The 19,166-nt window shown below is 60.2% G+C and carries 17 protein-coding genes; 7 read left to right on the top strand and 10 right to left on the bottom strand.

The window, feature by feature from the left end; all coding sequences use genetic code 11:
* Nucleotides 1-133 precede the first annotated feature (133 nt).
* The 5 genes from FHX03_RS09385 to FHX03_RS09365 all read right to left on the bottom strand — a co-directional run bounded on the left by FHX03_RS09385 (nucleotide 134) and on the right by FHX03_RS09365 (nucleotide 6,873).
* On the bottom strand, nucleotides 134-1,042 hold the full coding sequence (locus tag FHX03_RS09385; RefSeq protein ID WP_183777640.1) for an adenylate/guanylate cyclase domain-containing protein: 909 nt from the start codon (nucleotides 1,040-1,042) through the stop codon (nucleotides 134-136).
* A 169-nt stretch (nucleotides 1,043-1,211) separates the two neighbouring features.
* A complete protein-coding gene (locus FHX03_RS09380) occupies nucleotides 1,212-2,762 on the bottom strand; it encodes a SpoVR family protein (RefSeq protein WP_097628271.1) in 1,551 nt (516 codons plus the stop codon).
* The gene (locus FHX03_RS09375; protein ID WP_097628270.1) at nucleotides 2,759-4,033 is read right to left on the bottom strand and encodes a YeaH/YhbH family protein; all 1,275 of its coding nucleotides are present in this window, start codon (nucleotides 4,031-4,033) and stop codon (nucleotides 2,759-2,761) included. The genes FHX03_RS09380 and FHX03_RS09375 overlap by 4 nt, the downstream gene beginning before the upstream one ends.
* Nucleotides 4,034-4,045: 12 nt before the next feature.
* Nucleotides 4,046-5,989, bottom strand: coding sequence for a PrkA family serine protein kinase (locus tag FHX03_RS09370; RefSeq protein ID WP_003593409.1), 1,944 nt, complete (start codon nucleotides 5,987-5,989; stop codon nucleotides 4,046-4,048).
* 407 nt (nucleotides 5,990-6,396) lie between these two features.
* A complete protein-coding gene (locus FHX03_RS09365) occupies nucleotides 6,397-6,873 on the bottom strand; it encodes a VOC family protein (RefSeq protein ID WP_183853420.1) in 477 nt (158 codons plus the stop codon).
* A gap of 227 nt (nucleotides 6,874-7,100) precedes the next feature.
* Between FHX03_RS09365 and FHX03_RS09360 the strand changes: the two genes are divergently transcribed.
* A complete protein-coding gene (locus FHX03_RS09360) occupies nucleotides 7,101-9,578 on the top strand; it encodes an ATP-dependent helicase (protein ID WP_183853419.1) in 2,478 nt (825 codons plus the stop codon).
* Nucleotides 9,579-9,606: 28 nt separating this feature from the next.
* On the opposite strand, the gene FHX03_RS09355 is transcribed toward FHX03_RS09360, so the two are convergent.
* Nucleotides 9,607-9,954 (bottom strand): hypothetical protein, encoded by a 348-nt coding sequence (locus FHX03_RS09355; protein ID WP_183853417.1) that lies wholly within the window; start codon nucleotides 9,952-9,954, stop codon nucleotides 9,607-9,609.
* Between the two features lie 275 nt (nucleotides 9,955-10,229).
* Here FHX03_RS09355 and FHX03_RS09350 point away from each other — a divergent pair, with 275 nt between their 5' ends.
* From FHX03_RS09350 to FHX03_RS09340, 3 genes are all read left to right on the top strand, one after another.
* Nucleotides 10,230-10,733: an EF-hand domain-containing protein gene (locus FHX03_RS09350; RefSeq protein ID WP_183853415.1), complete on the top strand. Its 504-nt coding sequence runs from the start codon at nucleotides 10,230-10,232 to the stop codon at nucleotides 10,731-10,733.
* A 250-nt stretch (nucleotides 10,734-10,983) separates the two neighbouring features.
* Nucleotides 10,984-11,610, top strand: a complete 627-nt coding sequence (gene pncA / locus FHX03_RS09345) for a bifunctional nicotinamidase/pyrazinamidase (RefSeq protein WP_097628265.1) — start codon at nucleotides 10,984-10,986, stop codon at nucleotides 11,608-11,610.
* A gap of 173 nt (nucleotides 11,611-11,783) precedes the next feature.
* Nucleotides 11,784-12,449 (top strand): dihydrofolate reductase family protein, encoded by a 666-nt coding sequence (locus FHX03_RS09340; RefSeq protein WP_097628264.1) that lies wholly within the window; start codon nucleotides 11,784-11,786, stop codon nucleotides 12,447-12,449.
* Nucleotides 12,450-12,472: 23 nt separating this feature from the next.
* Here the strand turns inward: FHX03_RS09340 and FHX03_RS09335 are convergent, their stop codons facing one another.
* Nucleotides 12,473-14,065 carry a hypothetical protein gene (locus FHX03_RS09335; protein WP_183853413.1) on the bottom strand — a complete coding sequence of 531 codons (1,593 nt, stop codon included), beginning with the start codon at nucleotides 14,063-14,065 and terminating at the stop codon, nucleotides 12,473-12,475.
* An 87-nt stretch (nucleotides 14,066-14,152) separates the two neighbouring features.
* Complete coding sequence (locus tag FHX03_RS09330; RefSeq protein WP_097628263.1) at nucleotides 14,153-14,407, bottom strand: DUF2164 domain-containing protein; 255 nt, start codon at nucleotides 14,405-14,407, stop codon at nucleotides 14,153-14,155.
* Nucleotides 14,408-14,540: 133 nt separating this feature from the next.
* On the opposite strand from FHX03_RS09330, the gene FHX03_RS09325 reads away from it, so the two are divergent.
* Nucleotides 14,541-15,272 (top strand): AzlC family ABC transporter permease, encoded by a 732-nt coding sequence (locus tag FHX03_RS09325; protein ID WP_183853411.1) that lies wholly within the window; start codon nucleotides 14,541-14,543, stop codon nucleotides 15,270-15,272.
* A 3-nt stretch (nucleotides 15,273-15,275) separates the two neighbouring features.
* Nucleotides 15,276-15,584, top strand: coding sequence for an AzlD family protein (locus FHX03_RS09320; protein WP_183853409.1), 309 nt, complete (start codon nucleotides 15,276-15,278; stop codon nucleotides 15,582-15,584).
* Nucleotides 15,585-15,608: 24 nt separating this feature from the next.
* Here the strand turns inward: FHX03_RS09320 and FHX03_RS09315 are convergent, their stop codons facing one another.
* Nucleotides 15,609-17,444, bottom strand: coding sequence for an aminopeptidase P family protein (locus FHX03_RS09315; RefSeq protein WP_183853407.1), 1,836 nt, complete (start codon nucleotides 17,442-17,444; stop codon nucleotides 15,609-15,611).
* 278 nt (nucleotides 17,445-17,722) lie between these two features.
* Here FHX03_RS09315 and FHX03_RS09310 point away from each other — a divergent pair, with 278 nt between their 5' ends.
* Nucleotides 17,723-17,896, top strand: a complete 174-nt coding sequence (locus FHX03_RS09310) for a hypothetical protein (RefSeq protein WP_165503931.1) — start codon at nucleotides 17,723-17,725, stop codon at nucleotides 17,894-17,896.
* A gap of 363 nt (nucleotides 17,897-18,259) precedes the next feature.
* Here FHX03_RS09310 and FHX03_RS09305 read toward each other — a convergent pair whose 3' ends face one another.
* Nucleotides 18,260-19,138 carry a 50S ribosomal protein L11 methyltransferase gene (locus FHX03_RS09305; protein WP_097628260.1) on the bottom strand — a complete coding sequence of 293 codons (879 nt, stop codon included), beginning with the start codon at nucleotides 19,136-19,138 and terminating at the stop codon, nucleotides 18,260-18,262.
* Nucleotides 19,139-19,166: the final 28 nt, after the last annotated feature.

Below are 19,166 nucleotides of genomic sequence, written 5' to 3'. Positions count from 1 at the left end.
TTTGTAATATCAGCAAAGAATGGAAATAACCCGGCCGCTCACTTTTGCTTGAACGAACACTCGCCGTGTCTTCAACACCGCCGATTGGCGGCCAAGGCGCCATGCAAAATCTCTGCCGATGCGGCCTAAATGTCTACCGCCTCATCGACCATCGCAAGCCCATGACGGCCGCAATTCCCAATATCGGCCACACCGCCCAGAACTGTCCCGTCCAGGTGAAGAGGTTGATGCCGGCAATGCCGAGCGCCACGATCGCCAGCGAGGTGATCTTCCGGTTGAACAGGGTCTGATTGCGATTCCAGGCAAACGCCGCGACGACGGCGAGCGCAAGCACCGGAAAGCGCGCCCAGAAAACGCCCTGCCACGATAAAAGATTGATGCCGATCAGTACAGCCGCGATGACCCCGAGCACAGCGAACAGCCTGCGTCGCCCAGTTACCGGGCTTGCTTCGGTAATTTGAGCCGCGGGCTGCGGCCGCGGGGGGCCTGGTCGTCGAGGCGGCGGCGTCTCATCCTTGGCATCGCCGATCTTCACCGCGTAGCTCGGCACGCCTTCATCGACATTCTTCACCATCAGCGGCCCGAGAAACTCAAAACCGACCGCGACCTTGTTGCGGACTTGGTCGTAGACGGTGCTTGAGATGACGATGCCGCCGGCCGAAGCCGAAGCCTGCAGCCGTGCGGCGATATTGACGCCGTCGCCGTAGATGTCGTCGTCTTCGACGATCACATCGCCGAGATTGATACCGATGCGGAACAGCATGCGTCCGTCTTCTGGGCGACGGGCGTTGAAACCAGCAAGTTCGTTCTGGGTATCGACGGCGGCGCGCACCGCCTCGACCACGCTTGGGAAATCGGCGATCAGCCCGTCGCCCCAGGTGTTGACGACACGGCCGCCATGGCTTTCGATCAGGCGTCCCATCGCTTCGCGGCAACGCTTCAGCGCCGCAAGAGTCCCTTCCTCGTCGGCCCCCATCAGCCGGGTATAGTCCTGCACGTCAGCACAGAAGATCGTCGTCAGCTTGCGCCGCGTTTCACTCATGGTCTCTCGTCTCCGCGCTGTCTGCTCCCGCAAGGTCGCTGCAAACGTGGAATGTGGGTGAGTGATGGGCGATTGCAGCGGCGGTAAGTTACTAAGCCTTTGTCTTCGTTACCATCGATAATTGCACACTATCGATGGTAACAAGCACGGCCTGGAGAAAGATCGATGATCATTGAACGATCTTGCGCGGGCTCGCCGTGTGCTCTCTCGCCACGCTGTTCGAACTATCGATTTCCTGAAGCAACACGTCGTAGCCCCAGAGATCGGCGAGGTGCTGCAGGACAGCCCTCGTGTCGGCTTCCTGGAGATAGCTGCCGCTCATCATGATATGTTGCAGCAGCAGGCGGCGGTCACCCGCGAGGTCGACATCGACGATATCGATTGCCGGATCGGTCCAGCCGATATCGTATTCGCGGGAAAGCTGGCGGCGGATGCGCAGATATCCGCGCTCATTGTGGATCGCCGAAACCAGCACACCCTCGGTCTGTTCCGGATCGTCGTAGAGGTGGAACAGCCGCAACTGGCGGATCAGGTTCGGGCTGAGGAATTGACTGATGAAACTCTCGTCCCGGTAATTGGCCCAGATGTCGCGCAAAACAGACATCGCATCGCCGCGGCCGGCGATATCGGGAAACCATGCGCGGTCTTCGTCCGCCGGCTTCGTGACGATCCTCTCGATATCCTGCATCATCGCAAAACCGAGCGCATAGGGGTTGAAGCCCGAGAACCGGCGATCATCGTAGCTCGGCTGGAACACGACGTTGGAGTGCGACTTCAAGAATTCGAGAAAGTTTCCGTCGCTGATCTGCCCCCGCTCGTGAAGCCGGTTCATGATCTGGTAATGGACGAAGGTCGCAGTCCCCTCATTCATCACCTTGGTCTGCCGCTGGGGATGGAAATATTGGGCGACATGGCGGACGATGCGAAGGATCTCACGCTGCCAAGGCTGCAGCCGCGGCGCAGTTTTCTCAAGAAAATAGAGGATGTTGTCCTGCGGAAGACCGAGTGCAGCGCGGCGCTTTTCCAAGCCGCCGTCGCTCGTCTTTTTGGCCTTGCCGACCGGAACCGTACGCCACAGATCGTTGAACATCTGCTCCTCGTGGGCACGGCGCTCCTGCTGCCGCTTCTCCTCCTGGCGAAGGTCGATGGTGGTCTTGCCCGCATAGCGATGCACCCCGTGCGACATCAGCGCGTGCGCCGCATCGAGCGTCCGCTCGACGGCCGTCTCGCCGTAACGCTCTTCGCAGCGGGTGATATAACCTTTGGCGAAATCGAGGTAATCGAGAATCCCTTCCGCATCGGTCCAAAGCTTGAAGAGATAGTTGTTCTTGAAGAAATGATTGTGGCCGAAAGCCGCGTGCGCGGTGACGAGCGTTTGCATCGTCGCCGTATTCTCCTCCATCAGATAGGAGATGCAGGGAGAGCTGTTGATGACGATCTCATAGGCGAGGTCGCGCATACCGCGGCGGTAGAAGGCTTCGTGATGCGCGAAGTGTTTGCCGAACGACCAGTGGCGGTAAAACAGCGGCATGCCGGTCGAGGAGTAGGCATCGAGCATCTGCTCCGAGGTGATGACTTCGATCTGGTTCGGATAGACGTCGAGGCCGAGTTCGCCGAGCGCGATTTCCTCGCAGGCGTCGTGGATGCGCTGGAGCGTCGAAAAGTCCCAGTCGGCCCCCTCGAACAACAGCCGCTCTCTTGGCCTCATCGTCGTATTCATGGCGTCACCCTCGACTGTGCGTCACGCTTCTGGAAGAGATCGTGGAAAACCGGGAATATTTCGCTTCGCCGGCAGACCTTGCGCATCGAAAGCGGCAGCAGCTCGGAGCGGATCCCGTCATAGAGCATCCATAGCGGTGAACGCGATACCGAAGAGTCACCGCCTTCTTCGCCGACTTCGATATAGGCGAAATACTGGCAGAGCGGCAAAATCTCGCGCAGCAGCTGCCCGCTCAGGTTTCCGTCCGAATGGGCGTTGTCGCCGTCCGAGGCCTGGGCGCCATAGATGTTCCACTCTGCCGGATCGAAACGCGCCGCGATGATGCCGCGCATGGCGGCAAGGGCGCTGGAAACCAGCGTGCCGCCGGTCGCCGGACCATAGAAGAAGGTTTCCTCGTCGACTTCCTCGGCCTTGTCGGTATGGCGGATGAAGACGATCTCGACCTTCTTGTAGCGCTTCGACAGGAAGAGATAGAGCAACAGGTAGAACCGTTTCGCAAGGTCCTTCATGTGTTCCGACATCGAGCCGGAGACGTCCATAAGGCAGAACATCACCGCTTTGGCCACGGGTTTCGGCTCGTTCTCGAAACGGCGGTACCGTACATCCAGCGGATCGATATAGGGAATGCGGCGGCTTTTTTCCGTGAGGGATTTGAGTTTCGCCTCGAGCGCTAGGCGGCTCTCGTCGTCTTCGCATTCTACGATCTGCCGCTGCAGCGCTTCGATCTCTTCGCGGCGCGGCCGGTGAAGCGCGACGCGGCGCATCATCGCTAGCCGCGTCGTGCGGCCAACGGCGATGTTGGACGGCGATCCGGACACGGAATAGCCGGCCCGCAGCGGCGTTTCCTCTTCGGTTTCGGCTAGACGCCGTTTGGCAAGATCGGGCAGTTCCAGGTCGTCGAGGAATACATCGAGGAATTCCTCGCGCGTCAGCACGAAACGGAAACCGTCCTCACCATCGCCCTCGCCCGCATCTTTTGGCTTGCCACCCCTGCCGCCCGGCGGGCGCGGAATGATATCGCCTTCGACGAACGCTCTGTTTCCCGGCAGGATGTGATCGGCGGTGCCGCCCTCGCCTTTGCGAAGGCTCGGTTCGGCCATTCCGTCGATCGGCAGGCTGATCTCCCCGCCGTCGAGTACATCGCGGATGTTGCGGTTTTGCAGAGAACGTTTGACCGCCTGCTGCACGGCGCCTTTCATGCGCCGAAGAAACCGTTGCCGATTTTCCAGACTTTTACCGCGCGGATTTAGCCGACGGTCGACAATGTGCATGGTGGCTCCGCATTAACTTGCCTGTTTGACGCGCATGTACCATTCGACGAGGCGCCGAACCTGCCTCTCCGTGTAACCCCGCGCGGCCATGCGCGAGACGAATTCGCTGTGCTTCTTTTCTGTTTCCGAATCCTTCTTCGATCCGAAGGAAATGACCGGCAAAAGATCCTCGACCTGCGAGAACATACGCTTCTCGATCACTTCCCGGATCTTCTCGTAGCTCGTCCAAGACGGATTTTTTCCGCCGTTGGCTGCCCGCGACCTCAACGAGAATTTGACGATTTCGTTGCGGAAATCCTTCGGATTGGCAATTCCCGCCGGCTTTTCGATTTTCGTCAGTTCCTGGTTGAGGAGCTCGCGGTCGAGAAGCTGACCGGTATCGGGATCCTTGAAGTCCACGTCTTCGATCCAGGCATCGGCATAGTCGACATAGCGGTCGAACAGGTTCTGTCCGTAGTCCGCATAGGATTCAAGATAAGCCTTCTGAATCTCATTGCCAATGAACTCTGCGTAGCGTGGCGCAAGATCGGCCTTGATGAATTCCAGATAGCGCTTCTCGACATCGTCGGAAAACTGCTCGCGGCGGATCGCCTGTTCCAGCACATACATCAGATGCACAGGGTCGGCGCCGATATCCGTGGTGTCGTGATTGAAGGTGGAGGCGAGCACCTTGAAGGCAAAGCGTGTCGATATGCCGTCCATGCCCTCGTCGATGCCGGCCGCATCCCGGTATTCCTGAACGCTGCGGGCGCGCGGATCGGTTTCTTTCAGGCTCTCGCCGTCATAAGTGCGCATCTTCGAGAAGAATGTCGAGTTCTCATGCTTGCGCAGGCGTGAAAGCACCGAAAAACGGGCCAGCATTTCGAGCGTTGCCGGAGCGCACGGCGTATCCGCGAGTTCCGACCCTTCGATCAGTTTCTCGTAGATCTTCTGCTCTTCCATCACCCGGAGGCAATAGGGCACCTTGATCACACAGATGCGGTCGATGAAGGCCTCATTGTTCTTGTTGGCCTTGAAGGTCTGCCACTCCGCTTCGTTCGAATGTGCGAGGACGATGCCGGAGAAGGGTATGGCGCCGATATTTTCGGAGCCGATGTAATTGCCCTCCTGCGTCGCCGTCAGCAGCGGATGCAGCATCTTGATCGGTGCCTTGAACATTTCGACGAATTCAAGCACGCCCTGATTGGCGCGGTTGAGCCCGCCCGAATAGCTGTAGGCATCGGGATCGTTCTGGGAGTAGGTCTCAAGCTTGCGGATGTCGACCTTGCCGACCAGCGACGAGATATCCTGATTGTTCTCGTCTCCGGGCTCGGTCTTGGCGATGGCGATCTGGCGCAATCGCGAAGGCTGAATTCTGACGACGCGGAAGCGGGAAATATCGCCGCCGAAGTCGTCGAGCCGCTTCAGGCACCACGGGCTCATCAGCCCGTTCAGGCGCCGCAGCGGGATGCCGTATTGCTCTTGGAGAAGCGACCCCATCGTCTCCGGATCGAAGAGGTTGAGCGGGCTTTCGAAAACAGGGCTGATTTCGTCGCCCGCCTTCAGCACGTAGATCGGATGAACCTCCATCAGCAGCTTCAGCCGCTCCGCCAAGGACGACTTGCCGCCGCCGACCGGGCCGAGGAGGTAGAGGATCTGCTTGCGCTCCTCGAGCCCCTGTGCCGCGTGACGGAAGAAGGAAACGATGCGTTCGATCGTCTCTTCCATGCCGTGGAAACCGGCAAAGGCCGGGTAGATCCGGATGGTCCTGTTCATGAAGATTCGGCCAAGCCGCGCATCTCTCGCAGTGTCGACCATCTGCGGCTCGCCAATCGCGGCGAGCAGGCGCTCGGTCGCATTGGCATAGGCGATCGGGTCTTTTTTGCAGAGATCGAGATACTCGGCCACCGACATATCGGTTTCGCGGCGCGCTTCGTAACTGCGCGTAAACGCATCGAATACGGATTCGTTCAGCATGGGCCCTCCAGTAAGGTTCTGCCGCAGGCTCAAAGTCGTATAACCATCGAGATGGCTACGACGTTCCTAAGAATCAATAATTTCGTAGCTATATTCGACGCTCACCGGCTGTTTCTTGCAACGCACAAAAACGTGCATGCACCGGTTATTTTTACTCTACGAAACTGTTTCTCATTATAGTTGAAAAAAGCACCCGTGCGGTATCAGCACATTTCGCGACGTGACAGAAAGATGAAAAGGGTGTGCAATGTCGCCCGTGATTCGAGTTCCGGAAAAATCGACGATTGGCAGCCAAATCTGCACAGAGTCGGTGCTGGACAGCATGTGCCGGTTGGCGCCCGACATGGCGGAAACGGCCGCATGCCGGCCGTGAGCCAAGCGTTCGAATCATTCGCCGCCAGCACAATTCAGCCGTTGAATGCCTTCTCCAGCCCGGCGACATCGATCTTGACCATGCCGAGCATCACCTCGGTCACGCGCCTGGCCCGCTCGCGGTCGCCGTGGGCGATCATCTCGGAAAGCATGCGCGGCACGATCTGCCAGGATAGGCCCCAGCGATCTTTCAGCCAGCCGCAGGCCTCCGGCGTGCCGCCATTGGCGAGGAATGCTTCCCAGACCCGATCGATCTCGGCCTGGCTTTCCAAGAGGATCGCGATCGAGAAGGAATGGTTGAAGCTATCGGGCGGACCCGCCTTCATCGCCAGGAAGGCCTGATTGCCGAGCGTGAACTCGATCAGCTCGACGCTGCCGGGAGGCCCGCTCGGCGTTTCCGCCGGAAGAATGGTCGTGCGGCCAACCCTGGAATCCGGGATTATGGACACATAGAATTCGACGGCTTCGCGCGCTTCCTGCGCGAACCAGAGATTTGAAACGACCTTCGCCATGATGCAGCCTCCTTGTTGACGGTAGACCCGGACGATTGTCCGATGATCCAAGGACGCCCCGCCGACGCGGTTTCCGACAAGTGCGGCTGAAATTTTCCGTCGGGTTGCCTCTGTCCTATCAAGCAGCCTTGCCGCCATGCGTAAACCCCTTGGGATAGCGGCGGCTTGGGAATGAAAGCAGAACATCTTTTCTGGTCTTTCCTTCCCGAATCACTACATTACGCGCCATGAGCAATAGTTTCGACGATATTCCCTTCTTCGACGAAGAGCCGGGCGAGATGGCGCGCAAGCCGCAGCCGCCTGCCGCGCCCGCCGGGAGGGCGCCCGCCACCGGTGGCATTGCCGCCCGCGCCATGGCCGCCCGCGACGGCGGCAGCCGGCCGGATTATCTCTCCGGGCTGAACCCCGAACAGACCGAAGCCGTCGAAACCCTGGAAGGCCCGGTCCTCGTGCTTGCGGGCGCCGGCACCGGCAAGACTCGCGTGCTGACAACTCGCATCGCACATATCCTCAATACCGGCCGCGCCTTCCCCTCGCAGATCCTCGCCGTCACCTTCACCAATAAGGCGGCCCGCGAGATGAAGGAGCGCATCGCGTTGCTCGTCGGTGGCGCCGTCGAAGGCATGCCCTGGCTCGGCACCTTCCATTCTATCGGCGTCAAACTTCTGCGCCGCCACGGCGAGCTCGTCGGCCTGCGCTCCGATTTCACCATTCTCGATACCGACGACGTCGTCCGCCTGATCAAGCAGCTGATCCAGGCCGAAGGCCTCGACGACAAGCGCTGGCCGGCCAAGCAGTTCGCCGGCATGATCGACACCTGGAAGAACAAGGGTCTCGGCCCCGCCGATATCCCTGAGGGTGATGCGCGCGCCTTCGCCAACGGCCGCGGCCGCGATCTCTATTTCGCCTATCAGGCGCGCCTGACGACGCTGAACGCCTGCGACTTCGGCGACCTGCTGATGCATCCTATCGCGATCTTCCGCAAGAACCCCGATCTTCTGAAGGAATATCACGGCCGCTTCCGCTATATCCTCGTCGACGAGTACCAGGACACCAACACCGCTCAATATATGTGGCTCCGGCTCCTCGCCCAGCGCGCCAAGGGCGAGCCGCAGAACGTCTGCTGCGTCGGGGACGACGACCAGTCGATCTATGGCTGGCGCGGCGCCGAGGTCGACAACATCCTGCGCTTCGAGAAGGATTTCCCCGGCGCCAAAGTCATCAAGCTCGAGCGCAACTACCGCTCGACCGAACATATCCTCGGTGCCGCTGCCCATCTGATCGCCCATAATGAAGGGCGGCTCGGCAAGACACTGTTCACCGACCGCTCCGATCCGGACGACGTCAAGGTGCAGGTGCACGCCTCCTGGGATTCGGAGGAGGAAGCCCGCGCCATCGGCGAGGAAATCGAGCAGCTTCAGCGCGGCAAGCATCTGCTCAACGACATGGCGATTCTCGTGCGCGCCTCCTTCCAGATGCGCGAATTCGAAGACCGCTTCGTCACCCTTGGCCTCAACTATCGCGTCATCGGCGGCCCGCGCTTTTACGAGCGCCTGGAGATCCGCGACGCCATGGCCTATTTCCGCCTGGTCGCTCAAGCCTCCGATGACCTCGCCTTCGAGCGCATCATCAACACGCCGAAGCGGGGCCTCGGCGACACGACGGTGCGCGCGCTGCACGACTATGCGCGAGCCCGCGATATCCCCATGCTTGCGGCCGCCGCCGACATCATCGAAACGGATGAGCTGAAGCCGAAAGCGCGAAAAGCCCTCTTCGACGTGATTCAATCTTTCCGCCGATGGCAGGAACTGCTTGAAAACACACCGCATACCGAACTTGCCGAGCAGATCCTCGAAGAGTCCGGCTATACCGACATGTGGAAGAACGATAAGAGCGCCGAAGCGCCCGGCCGCCTAGAGAACCTCAAGGAACTGATCCGCTCGATGGAAAGCTTCGAGTCGATGCGCGGCTTTCTCGAACACGTCTCTCTCGTCATGGATGCCGAGACCAACGAGAACCTCGATGCCGTCTCGATCATGACGCTGCATTCGGCCAAGGGCCTCGAGTTCGACACCGTCTTCCTGCCCGGCTGGGAGGAAGGCCTCTTTCCGCATCAGCGCTCGCTCGATGAAAGCGGCCGCGCCGGCCTGGAGGAGGAACGCCGCCTCGCCTATGTCGGCATCACCCGTGCCAAGCACCGCTGCCACATCTGGTTCGTCTCCAACCGCCGTATCCACGGCCTCTGGCAATCAACCCTGCCCTCGCGTTTCCTCGACGAGCTGCCGGAAACCCATGTCGAGGTTGCCGAAATGGAGCAGAGCTATGGCGGTTACGCCCGCGGCGGCTACGGCCAATCCCGCTTCGACAAGGCGGAGCCCTTTGCCAATTCCTATTCCACGCCCGGCTGGAAACGCGCCCAGGCCAACAAGACCGATGCCACGCGCGACAATTGGGGCAGCCGCTCCGGCCACGCCGTCGAACGTATCGGCTATGGCGAAAGCGGCCCGACGGGACGCACGATCGAAGGCGAGCTGGTGGCAAAATCCACCTCGTCGGAGCCTTCGCGTTTCACCCTCGGCGACCGCGTGTTCCACCTGAAATTCGGCAACGGCAACATCACCGGCATCGAAGGCAACAAGCTGACGATCGAGTTCGACCGAGCCGGGCAGAAGCGGGTGCTGGACGGGTTCGTCGAGCGCGTGTGATAATCACCTCTGCGCGACGCAAGACCCTTTACCCGAGCATCCGCATGCTGCCGAGCCCGAGAATATCGTTCATCAAGGCGATGCCCATCCCGATGGCCACGATCGACAATCCGATCAAGAAAAGTCGGCGCGACCGGTCATATTTGACGGCAAGCAGCGAGTCCCGCGCCAAGAGATCGGCAAACACCTTCACCTGAATAGCGATGCCGACGGTCAGGAACGACATCGGCAGCAGATCGACGCGGCTCCAGTCATTGGGATTGGAAACCCAGAGACTGATGAAATTGAGAGAGAAACCGAGGATGATCCCGGTCGCCGTCAGCGACCCGTTGCGGAACGTCGCATCGATCTTCTCGTTCGGCTCTGACTCGGACATGGTTTCGCTTCCGGCTTGGGTCTGAGCAAGAAAGGCAGAAATTGCGGCCGGGAGCAAGATCGGCCTCGCATCGCGCTTCCGCGCCCGGTGCAGAACTCCATCCGATCGAACCCATCTGTCTACAAAAACACAATAATTCCAAAAAGATATCTTTGGTAACCGAAAAGTTAACGTGTCAAAACGTCGCTTTGACGCTTGGCGCAAATCAGCTTAGCCCGGAACCTGCCCGTCCATGAAAGGCGGGCTTCACGACGAACTTTTCGAAGGAGGTTCAAGTGACCAGCGTTTCATCTCTCGGCAGCACATTATCCCAGTACCAGTCTCCGCTTTCCAGCCTCGACAAGAATGGTGACGGCGTCGTTTCGGCGGACGAACTCGCCGCCGCGTCGCAGTCCTCGTCATCCGGCGCGGCTGCGACATCAGCCGACGGTGACGACAGCAGCGCCGATATCGTCAAGAAGATCACCGCCGACATCCTGTCGCTGATGCTGTCCCTGCAAAAGACCGATGACAGCGACGATCAGGCTGATGGCAGCGATCAGAGCGACGACACCTCCAAGGGCGTTTTTGCCGCGATGGATAGCAATGGCGACGGCAAGTTGACCGAAGCCGAATTCCTCGCCGCTGATCCGAACAAGATCAGCACCTCAGGCGACAGCGATCCGCTGCTCACCAAAGTGCTGAGCGACATGCAGACGGCCCTCCAAGCCCATCGCAATACCTATGGCGCATCCCCTGCGGCAAGTGATTCCGTAGCCGACGGCGTGACCGCGGCATAGTTCGGCACGGGGTTCCGCCGGGGGAGCCTCGATCCGCCAGACGCAAAAGCGTCTTCCGCCTTCCCTTCCATTTCGACACGAGGGCCGTCGCAGGCTCTCGCGGTGATTGCATTAGCGTATTCTTTTTCAGCCACTTACTACCGCTAGTACCAGATTTAACACTTGCGCGTCGGCGCCTGGAAATCCACTAGTTGATGCGTTCAATATGCTTGGCGTCTTTACACTGGAATAAGCGAAGGGATTGGCCTTGATGAAAGCGCTGCTGCTCGTCGACATTCAGAATGGCTTCTGTCCGGGCGGCAATCTGCCGGTACCGGATGGCGATAAGGTGGTTCCTATCGCAAACAGTCTGATCGACAGCGGCAAATACGATCTGATCGTCGCCTCCCAGGATTGGCACCCGCCGGGCCATGGCAGTTTCGCCTCCGCCCATCCGGGTGCGGCACCTTTCGAGATGGGCGAACTGTCGGGCAAGCCGCAGATGATGTGGCCCGATCACTGCATTCAGGGCACGCTCGATGCCGAACTGCATCCCGTGCTGAAATCCGAAGAGATCGACCTGATCCAGCAGAAGGGCGAGGATCCCGACATCGACAGCTATTCCGCCTTCCGCGACAATGACCGCGATGCCTCGACCGGCCTTGCCGAATTCCTCGAGGGCCAGGCTGTCACCGATCTCGACGTCTGCGGGCTGGCGACCGACTATTGCGTCAAGTTCTCCGCGCTCGACGCGCTGGAGATGATCCCGGGTATCCGCGTCCGCTTCATCGAGGATGCAAGCCGCGGCATCACCCCCGAAGGCGTTGCCGCCGCCATCGACGAGATGCGCGCCCATGGCATCGCGATTATCGACAGCGCCGAAGTCCTGGACGGCTAACTGACGCTATAAAAGCGCGTCGCGATCGTTCAGATTCGCCCCCGGCACTTCGGCTCCTTGTCTTTATGCATGTCGTTTTACGCGACAGGCTTTAAAAACAATGCGGGGAATGTCGGATTGGCGCACGCCGACCCGTCCTTGGCTATGAACACACCGACCATGGGAGTCGAGAGATGAGAAAGCTTGTGACCGCTGCCTTTGTCAGCCTGGACGGCGTAATGCAGGCGCCCGGCGCGCCTGAGGAGGATCCGACCGGCGGCTTCACCCTTGGCGGCTGGACCGTCAATTATTGGGACGAGGCGATGGGCCAGTTCATGGATGGGATCTTCACCGACCCCTTCGCACTGCTGCTCGGCCGCAAGACCTACGAGATCTTCGCCGCCCACTGGCCTTATGTCGGTGAAGACGATCCCATCGGTAAGGCCTTTAACGCCGCGACCAAATATGTCGCGACCACCTCGGCGGAGCCGCTCAGCTGGGAAAATTCCATTGCGTTGCGCAGCGATGCTGCCGCCGAAATCGCCCGGTTGAAACGGGAGGATGGCCCCGACATTCTCACCCAGGGCAGCAGCAGCCTTCTGCAAACACTGCTGGCGCACGACCTGATCGACGAACTCCGGCTTCTGACCTTCCCGGTGATCCTCGGCCCCGGCAAGCGCCTTTTCGGCCATGGCGCCAGACCGGAAGCACTGAAACTCACCGCCAACTCGGTATCGACCACGGGCGTCATCATGAGCGTCTACGAACGCGCCGGCGAGGTCGAACCCGGCAGCTTCGCCATGTCGGAGCCCTCGCAGGCCGAAATCGCGCGCCGGGAGCGGATGAAGCGGGAGGGCTGAGGAAGAGACTGCAGTCCAGTGTCTTACTTCATGACATAGGCATCGTAGGTCTCGTCGCTCCCGGCATCTGGGCCGAAGCGTTTGACGAGTTCTGTCGCACTCTGGAAAGCAGAGATATCCTCCGGCGTCAGGGACAACCGCCAAACATAGCTTTCACGCAAGGAGACGGGGGCCGTAATCTGGTCGAGCCGCTGCGAAAGAAGAATGACGACAGGCACCTGCTCACTCTGCTGCAATCGACGTGCCGTTTGCAGCATATCGGCAAGGCTGAGCGAAAGCCGCGCGTTGCGGGTATATCGCACGATGGCGCCGAACCGCTCCTCGCGCGGAAGATAGGTGCGATTGGAAAGATAATAGGGCAGCGCTTCCACGAGATAGTCGGGATCTGCCATGATGATCGCATCCTTGAGATCGGGGCGCGATTGAATGAACGCCCCGAAATCCCTGCTCCGGCTAAAGGGTATTTCGGCCACGAAGGCGCGATTGACCTTTTCGATACCGGACACGACCTGCAGCGCCAGTAATATCAGGAAGCACAGACGCCCGAACTTTACGCCGCTGCCGGTTGCCTTCATGCCGGCAACGTCCACTCCTTCACGCTGGAAGTTCGTGCTCAAGGCGGTCATCGCGATCATGAAAACCAGCCAGAGCGCCTGATGTCTGTATCCGCCGGGATAGACAAGCGTAAAAAGCAGCGAAAGCCCCAACAGAACAAGACCCGCTGCGATCATCGCCGGCCGCCTGTTCGCCAGCGACAACAGGCTGGCATAGACGAGCACGGACATCAGCGCTGTGAAAATGCGTGACGCCAGCGGATATGCCACGACCAATTCAAGGATGCAGTTGGGATAGAATTCCATAAAATGCGAACTGGGCGCAGCAAGAGCGCCAAGGGCAAGCAAAACGAAGTTCTTGCCACTGAGATCGTTCTGCCCCGTATCATTGAAGGTCGGATAGACCGTTACGAAACACAGGACAATTCCAACCGCGGCAATGGCGGCAGCTGTTGCAAAGGCCCGGTATTCCGTCAGAGGAGACCGCGGTCGCACCAGAATTAAATCGAAAAACCAATAGGCGAGGAAGCCGCCGACAAGGACGACCGAATGGACGTTGGAATTTGCCAGCAAGGCAAACAGCAGGCCGAGCAAGATCCCGTTGCGGGCTCCTTTCTCCCAGATCAGAACGATTAGGAAAATCACCAGCATGCTGATGCCGTAGTTTCGCGACATCGCGGCGTATTCGAAAATCGAAAAGCTGCCAAACAGCGACAGCAGCATGATGGGAAGCGGCAGTTTCAGCCTGAAAACAAGAAGATAGGCCGCGGCCGCCGCAATCGTCAGCGCGACAACCTTCAGAACGACGGGGGAGCCGACAACGACATAGGCGGCGCGCAGCAGGATATACCAGAGAGCTGGATGACCCTCGCCATGCAGCTGGCGAAGCATATCGGCGAAATTGTCCCCCTGAAGGGCCAGCGACAATGCGCGAACCTCGTCACGCCAAACGGTTTCGGACCAGCAAAGAGCAGACGCCAGCGCAAGCCAAACCAAAAAGATCAACGGTTTGCCGAGCTTGGCGAAACGCGGTTCATCAACAACAGAGACAATCGAGGCCAAATGACACGCAAACCCGGTGAATGACAGCGTGACGACCATATCGGCCGTGACATAATTTGGCGTTAAATGAAGGCCGCCATTTGATTATCAGGCGCCAGAGGTTTTGCTCTCCCTCTCGAGAAGATGGATGTCCTCGGCTAGATCCTCCATTCTCTTCAACAAGGCAGCCTGGGCGTCTCTCAGCCCTCGATTGTAGAAGTACGGACCGGTCTCCTCGGCGAAGAAGTCGAGCAGGAATTCAGCCGGCAAGGCGCCAATAGGATCGAGCTCCCGGTCGAAATAAGCGCGAATGCGCGAAACGATCTCAGCCTTTTCGTCCTTGGAAAATTCGATCTTCTTCATGGTTTCCTCTTTGAATGCGACCGGGGCTGCGATGGTTCAGCGAAATCGATCGGTCAATCAATGAAATTCAATTGCCGCTGCAATCCATAGACCATAAGGGAAAGCTTGGATTCCAACAGGATAAGATGATCGCATGAATCGCGCCGACTTTGTTGAAGGTTTGCGGGGCGGCTCCGCCGTTGCGCTGGCGTCGGCGCCCTTCGGCGCTCTGTTCGGGGCGCTCGCGGTCGAAAACGGCCTGTCGCTTTCCGAGGTCGCCTTTATGAGCGCCACCGTCTATGCCGGCGCCAGCCAGATGGTCGGCATCGAGCTCTTCGGTCACAATGTCCATGCCTGGCTGATCGTGCTGTCGATCCTCGCCGTCAATTTCCGCCACGTGCTCTATTCGGCGGCCTTGGCGCGCTATATCGGCCATTTCACGCCGGTGCAGAAATTCCTCACCTTCTTCCTGCTCGTCGATCCGCAATTTGCCGAAGCGGTGAAGCGCAGCGAGGCCGGCAAACCGCTGACCTTCGCCTGGTATTTCGGCTTCGGCATCATCATCTATATCCCCTGGGTACTGATCAGCGTCATTGGCGGCATGCTCGGCGGCTTCATCGGTGATCCCAAGGCCATCGGCCTCGATATCCTGCTGCCGGCCTATTTCCTCGGCATCGTTCTCGGCTTCCGCAAGCGCGACAATTTCCTGCCCGTGGCGCTCGTCAGCGCGGTGGCTTCCGTGCTCGCCTATCGCTATGTCGGCTCGCCCTGGCATGTCAGCCTCGGCGCCGCTGCCGGCATCGTCCTTGCCGCCCTGCTGCCATTGCCGCCGCAGGAGCCCGATCTCGAAGCCGACGCCCTGCAATCCGAAGTGCATCAGGTCTGAGCCATGGAATTCGATCTTCACATGGCGCTCGTCATCCTCGCCGCCGCGGTCGCCACTTTCGCCACACGCATCGGCGGCTACATCCTCATCACCCGGATGAAGAGCATCCCGCCGCGCATGGAGGCGGCGCTGAATGCGGTGCCGGCCGCCGTGCTGACGACGCTGGTCGCACCTGCCTTTTTCATCGGCGGCTGGGACTCGAAGCTGGCGCTGATCGTCGCCCTCTTCGTCGGCCTGCGTTTCACCCATACGTGGATGCTGGTCGCCGCCTGGACCGCAGTGATGATCTGGCGTCATACCGCCGGCGTCTAAGGCCGGCATTCAGACGACATTGCCTTAATATTCCACCGGCAACGTCGCGTTTTCGAGCCACGCCCGGATATCGTGATCATGGATCAGCGGCATCAGCGCCTCGCGCGTGCGGCGGTGATAGTCGTTGAACCAGTGCAGCTCGTCATGGGTCAGAAGCTCAGGAATGACGAGACTGCGGTCGATCGGGCAGAAAGTCAGTGTCTCGAAGCCGAGCATGGCCGCGTCGCCGCCGTCGATCTCCTCGGCCGCGCGCACATAGATCAGGTTTTCGATGCGGATGCCGAAGCTGCCGGGCCGGTAATAGCCCGGCTCGTTGGACAGGATCATGCCGGGCAGCAGTTCCTGCGTCGAAAGCCTGGAGATGCGCTGCGGCCCCTCATGCACCGAGAGATAGGAGCCGACACCATGGCCCGTGCCGTGCGCGAAATCGGCCCCTGCCCGCCACAGCGCGATGCGCGCCAGCGGGTCGAGGTCACAGCCGCGCGTGCCTTTCGGGAAACGCGCGGTGCTGATCTGGATCATCCCCTTCAGCACCAGTGTGAAGAAACGGCGATGTTCTTCTGAAACCGCCCCGATGCCGACGGTACGGGTGATGTCGGTCGTGCCGTTGATATATTGCGCGCCGGAATCGATCAGGAAGAGCTCGCCAGCCTCGATCATCCGGTTGGTCTCGGTCGTCACGCGGTAATGCATGATCGCCGCATGTTCGCCAGCGCCGGAAATCGTGTCGAAGGAAATATCCTTCAACGGGTTCTGCATATTTTGGCCGACCCGGGCCCGCGCCGCTTCGAGGTGCTCGGCGGCAACAATTTCGCTCACTGTGCCGGGTTTTGTCTGCGACAGCCAATAGAGGAATTCCACCATTGCCGCCCCATCCTGCAGATGCGCGGCGGCCGAGCCATTGATCTCGACGTCGTTCTTGACCGCGCGCGGCAGCTTGGCGGGATCGGCGCCCTCCACCCCTTCGCCGCCCGCCTTGCGGATAATCTCGGCCAGCGCATAGGAGGCGATATCGGGGTCGATCAGCACACGGCCGCCATCCCTGGAGACGGCGCCCAGCCTCTCCTCCAGCGCCGAGGGCGGCAGCTGCGTGCAGATCTGCGCGAGATAGGCCTCCAACTCGATGCCGGTCTTGCGTTTGTCGAGGAAGAGCTCAGCCCGCCCGTCGGCATGGACGATGGCACGCGCCAGCGGATGCGGCGTGTGCGGCACGTCGGCGCCGCGGATGTTGAAGGTCCAGGCAACCGAGGAGGGATCGGCGATTAGCACTGCCGCCAAGTTCTTCTTCGAAAGGTCGGCGGCGATCGTGGCGATTTTATCCCTGGCAAGCACGCCGGCCTGCGCAACATTCTGAATGCTGACCGCGCCGAGCGGCTCGGCCGGCCGGTCGCTCCAGAGCCTGTCGAGCGGATTGTGCGGCAGGAAGGTGAGCGTGCCGCCGATCTGCGAAAGCGATCGTTCCAGACGGCGCACCTCGGCACCCGCATGCAGCCAGGGATCGATGCCCAGCCGAAGCCCCTTGGCTCCGTTTGCGGCAAGCCAGAGATGCGGCGGCTCGTTGACGAGATCGCCGCTCGAGAAGACCGAACCGTCGACCTGTTCGGCAAGCTGCGTCACATAACGCCCGTCGACAAAGACGATCGCCTGCGTGCGCAGAACCATTGCAATGCCTGCCGAGCCGGTGAAGCCCGTCAGCCAGGCCAGGCGCTCCGAACATGCGGGAACATATTCGCCGTTGAACTCGTCGGCGCGCGGCACAAGAAAGGCGTCGATCTCGAGGGAATCGAAAGCAGCGCGCAGCGCCGATACCCGATCCCTGCCGAATTGGGGCGTGGAGGTGACTTCGAAGGACTGGAACATGCTGGAAACCCGAATGGTTGAGACGAATCCGGTAAAGGGGATGCCGGCTATGTTAGCGAAATTTCAATCGATGGGGAGAAAAAGCGACGAAACGAGTCGAAACCGTAGGGGCGGCCTAATATTTTGACAGAACTGTGACGCCAAAAGTTAATTTGGCACGCTTTATGCATTAGCCGCATGGCTCCCATGAGCCAAACCCTCTGCCTCCGCCTTTCAGAATAGCTATATAGACGGCATCGAACGGTTCGCGATGAACCTGCAACAAAGGAATTTTTGAAATGGCCGCCTCTCTCTCGCGCTTCGCATACAGCAGCCCGGTGCAGGCTGGCGAACGCCAGACCGTACGTCACGTCATCGGCGCCCGCCGGCCGCAGAACGACGACAGCCTCAAGCTGCTCGGCGCGGGCCAGCGCGCCACGCGCCACAACGGCGCTCCCAGCTACGCGTTCTGAGTCTGAAAGCCCGTCCGTCTCCTCCCTCCCGGACCGGCCTATTGGAATGCAGTAGAGCCCGCTCGAGCGCTCCTCCCCTTTGAGCTCGCGGGCATTGACCGGATAGACCGGTCCAAGGCGGTGCCATCGGCACCGCCTTTTTTGTTGTCGTCGGTAGGGTTTAGCTGGTGGACAGGTTCCTGATATAGGCGCCTGTACGGTGAATGGCTCCTTCCGTCGACCCCACGCTCCGTCATGCGGCCTTGAGCCGAGCATCCATGCGGCAATGAGGTGATGTTCTCGCCAAACTCGCCGCCGGCGCAGTGAAACACCGCGTCGGATGCGCCATCAGACAGGCACTCGCCTCCTCATCGCCCCAAAAACTCAAGGCCGATCGAAATGGATCGTCACCCAGCCGTTCCGCCAGATCGTCCTGACATGCCGAAGCCTCGCGCCGCTATAGGCGGCGATCACCTTCCAGCGCTGCGCGGCGAGAATGCCCGAAAGGATCACCGAGCCGCCGGGTGCGAGATGCGTCGCAAGCTTCGGCGCCATGCGGATCAGCGGCCGGGCGAGAATGTTGGCGATGATCAGATCGAAGGGACCATGCTCGGAAAAGGCCGTCGAATGAAAGCCCGGCGCAGTCCGGGTGACGATGCCCGAGGCGATGCCGTTGCGGCGCACGTTTTCTGCCGCCACCCGCGTCGCGATCGGGTCGATGTCGGTTGCGAGCACCGGTATGTTCTTGAGCTTGCGCACCGCAATCGCCAGCACGCCGCTACCGGTGCCGAGATCGAGCGCGTTGCAGACCGGGCGCGACCGCACCACGGCGTCGATCGCCTCGAGGCAGCCGGCGGTCGTGCCGTGATGGCCGGTTCCGAAGGCCTGGCCGGCATCGATCTCGATGGCGATATCGCCGGGGCGGACCTTGTCGCGGTCATGCGAGCCGTGCACCAGGAAGCGCCCCGCCCTGACAGGCTTCAGCCCCTCCAGCGATTTCACGACCCAGTCGACATCGGGGATGACTTCCCGCTCCAGCCGGGCATCGGGGAAAGAGGCCTTCAATGCGGCCTCGACGCGGGAATGCACTTCGGCCTCGTCTTCGGCCATCATATAGATCGAGGCTTCCCAGATATCTTTCTTCTCGTCGATCTCGGTGGTGCCGATGGCAAAGTCTTCTTCGCCGAAGACCGCACTCAGAAGATCGAGGATCTCTTCGGCCTTGCTCTCGGTCGTCGTCACGTAAAGGCGGATTTCACTCACGATAGGCGGTCTTTCCCGTTTCCGTTGC

The sequence above is a fragment of the Rhizobium sp. BK456 genome, from assembly GCF_014194045.1.
Taxonomy (GTDB): Bacteria; Pseudomonadota; Alphaproteobacteria; order Rhizobiales; family Rhizobiaceae; genus Rhizobium; species Rhizobium redzepovicii.
Note: the sequence above shows the minus strand (reverse complement) of the source record. Positions and strands in the feature narration are given on the sequence as shown.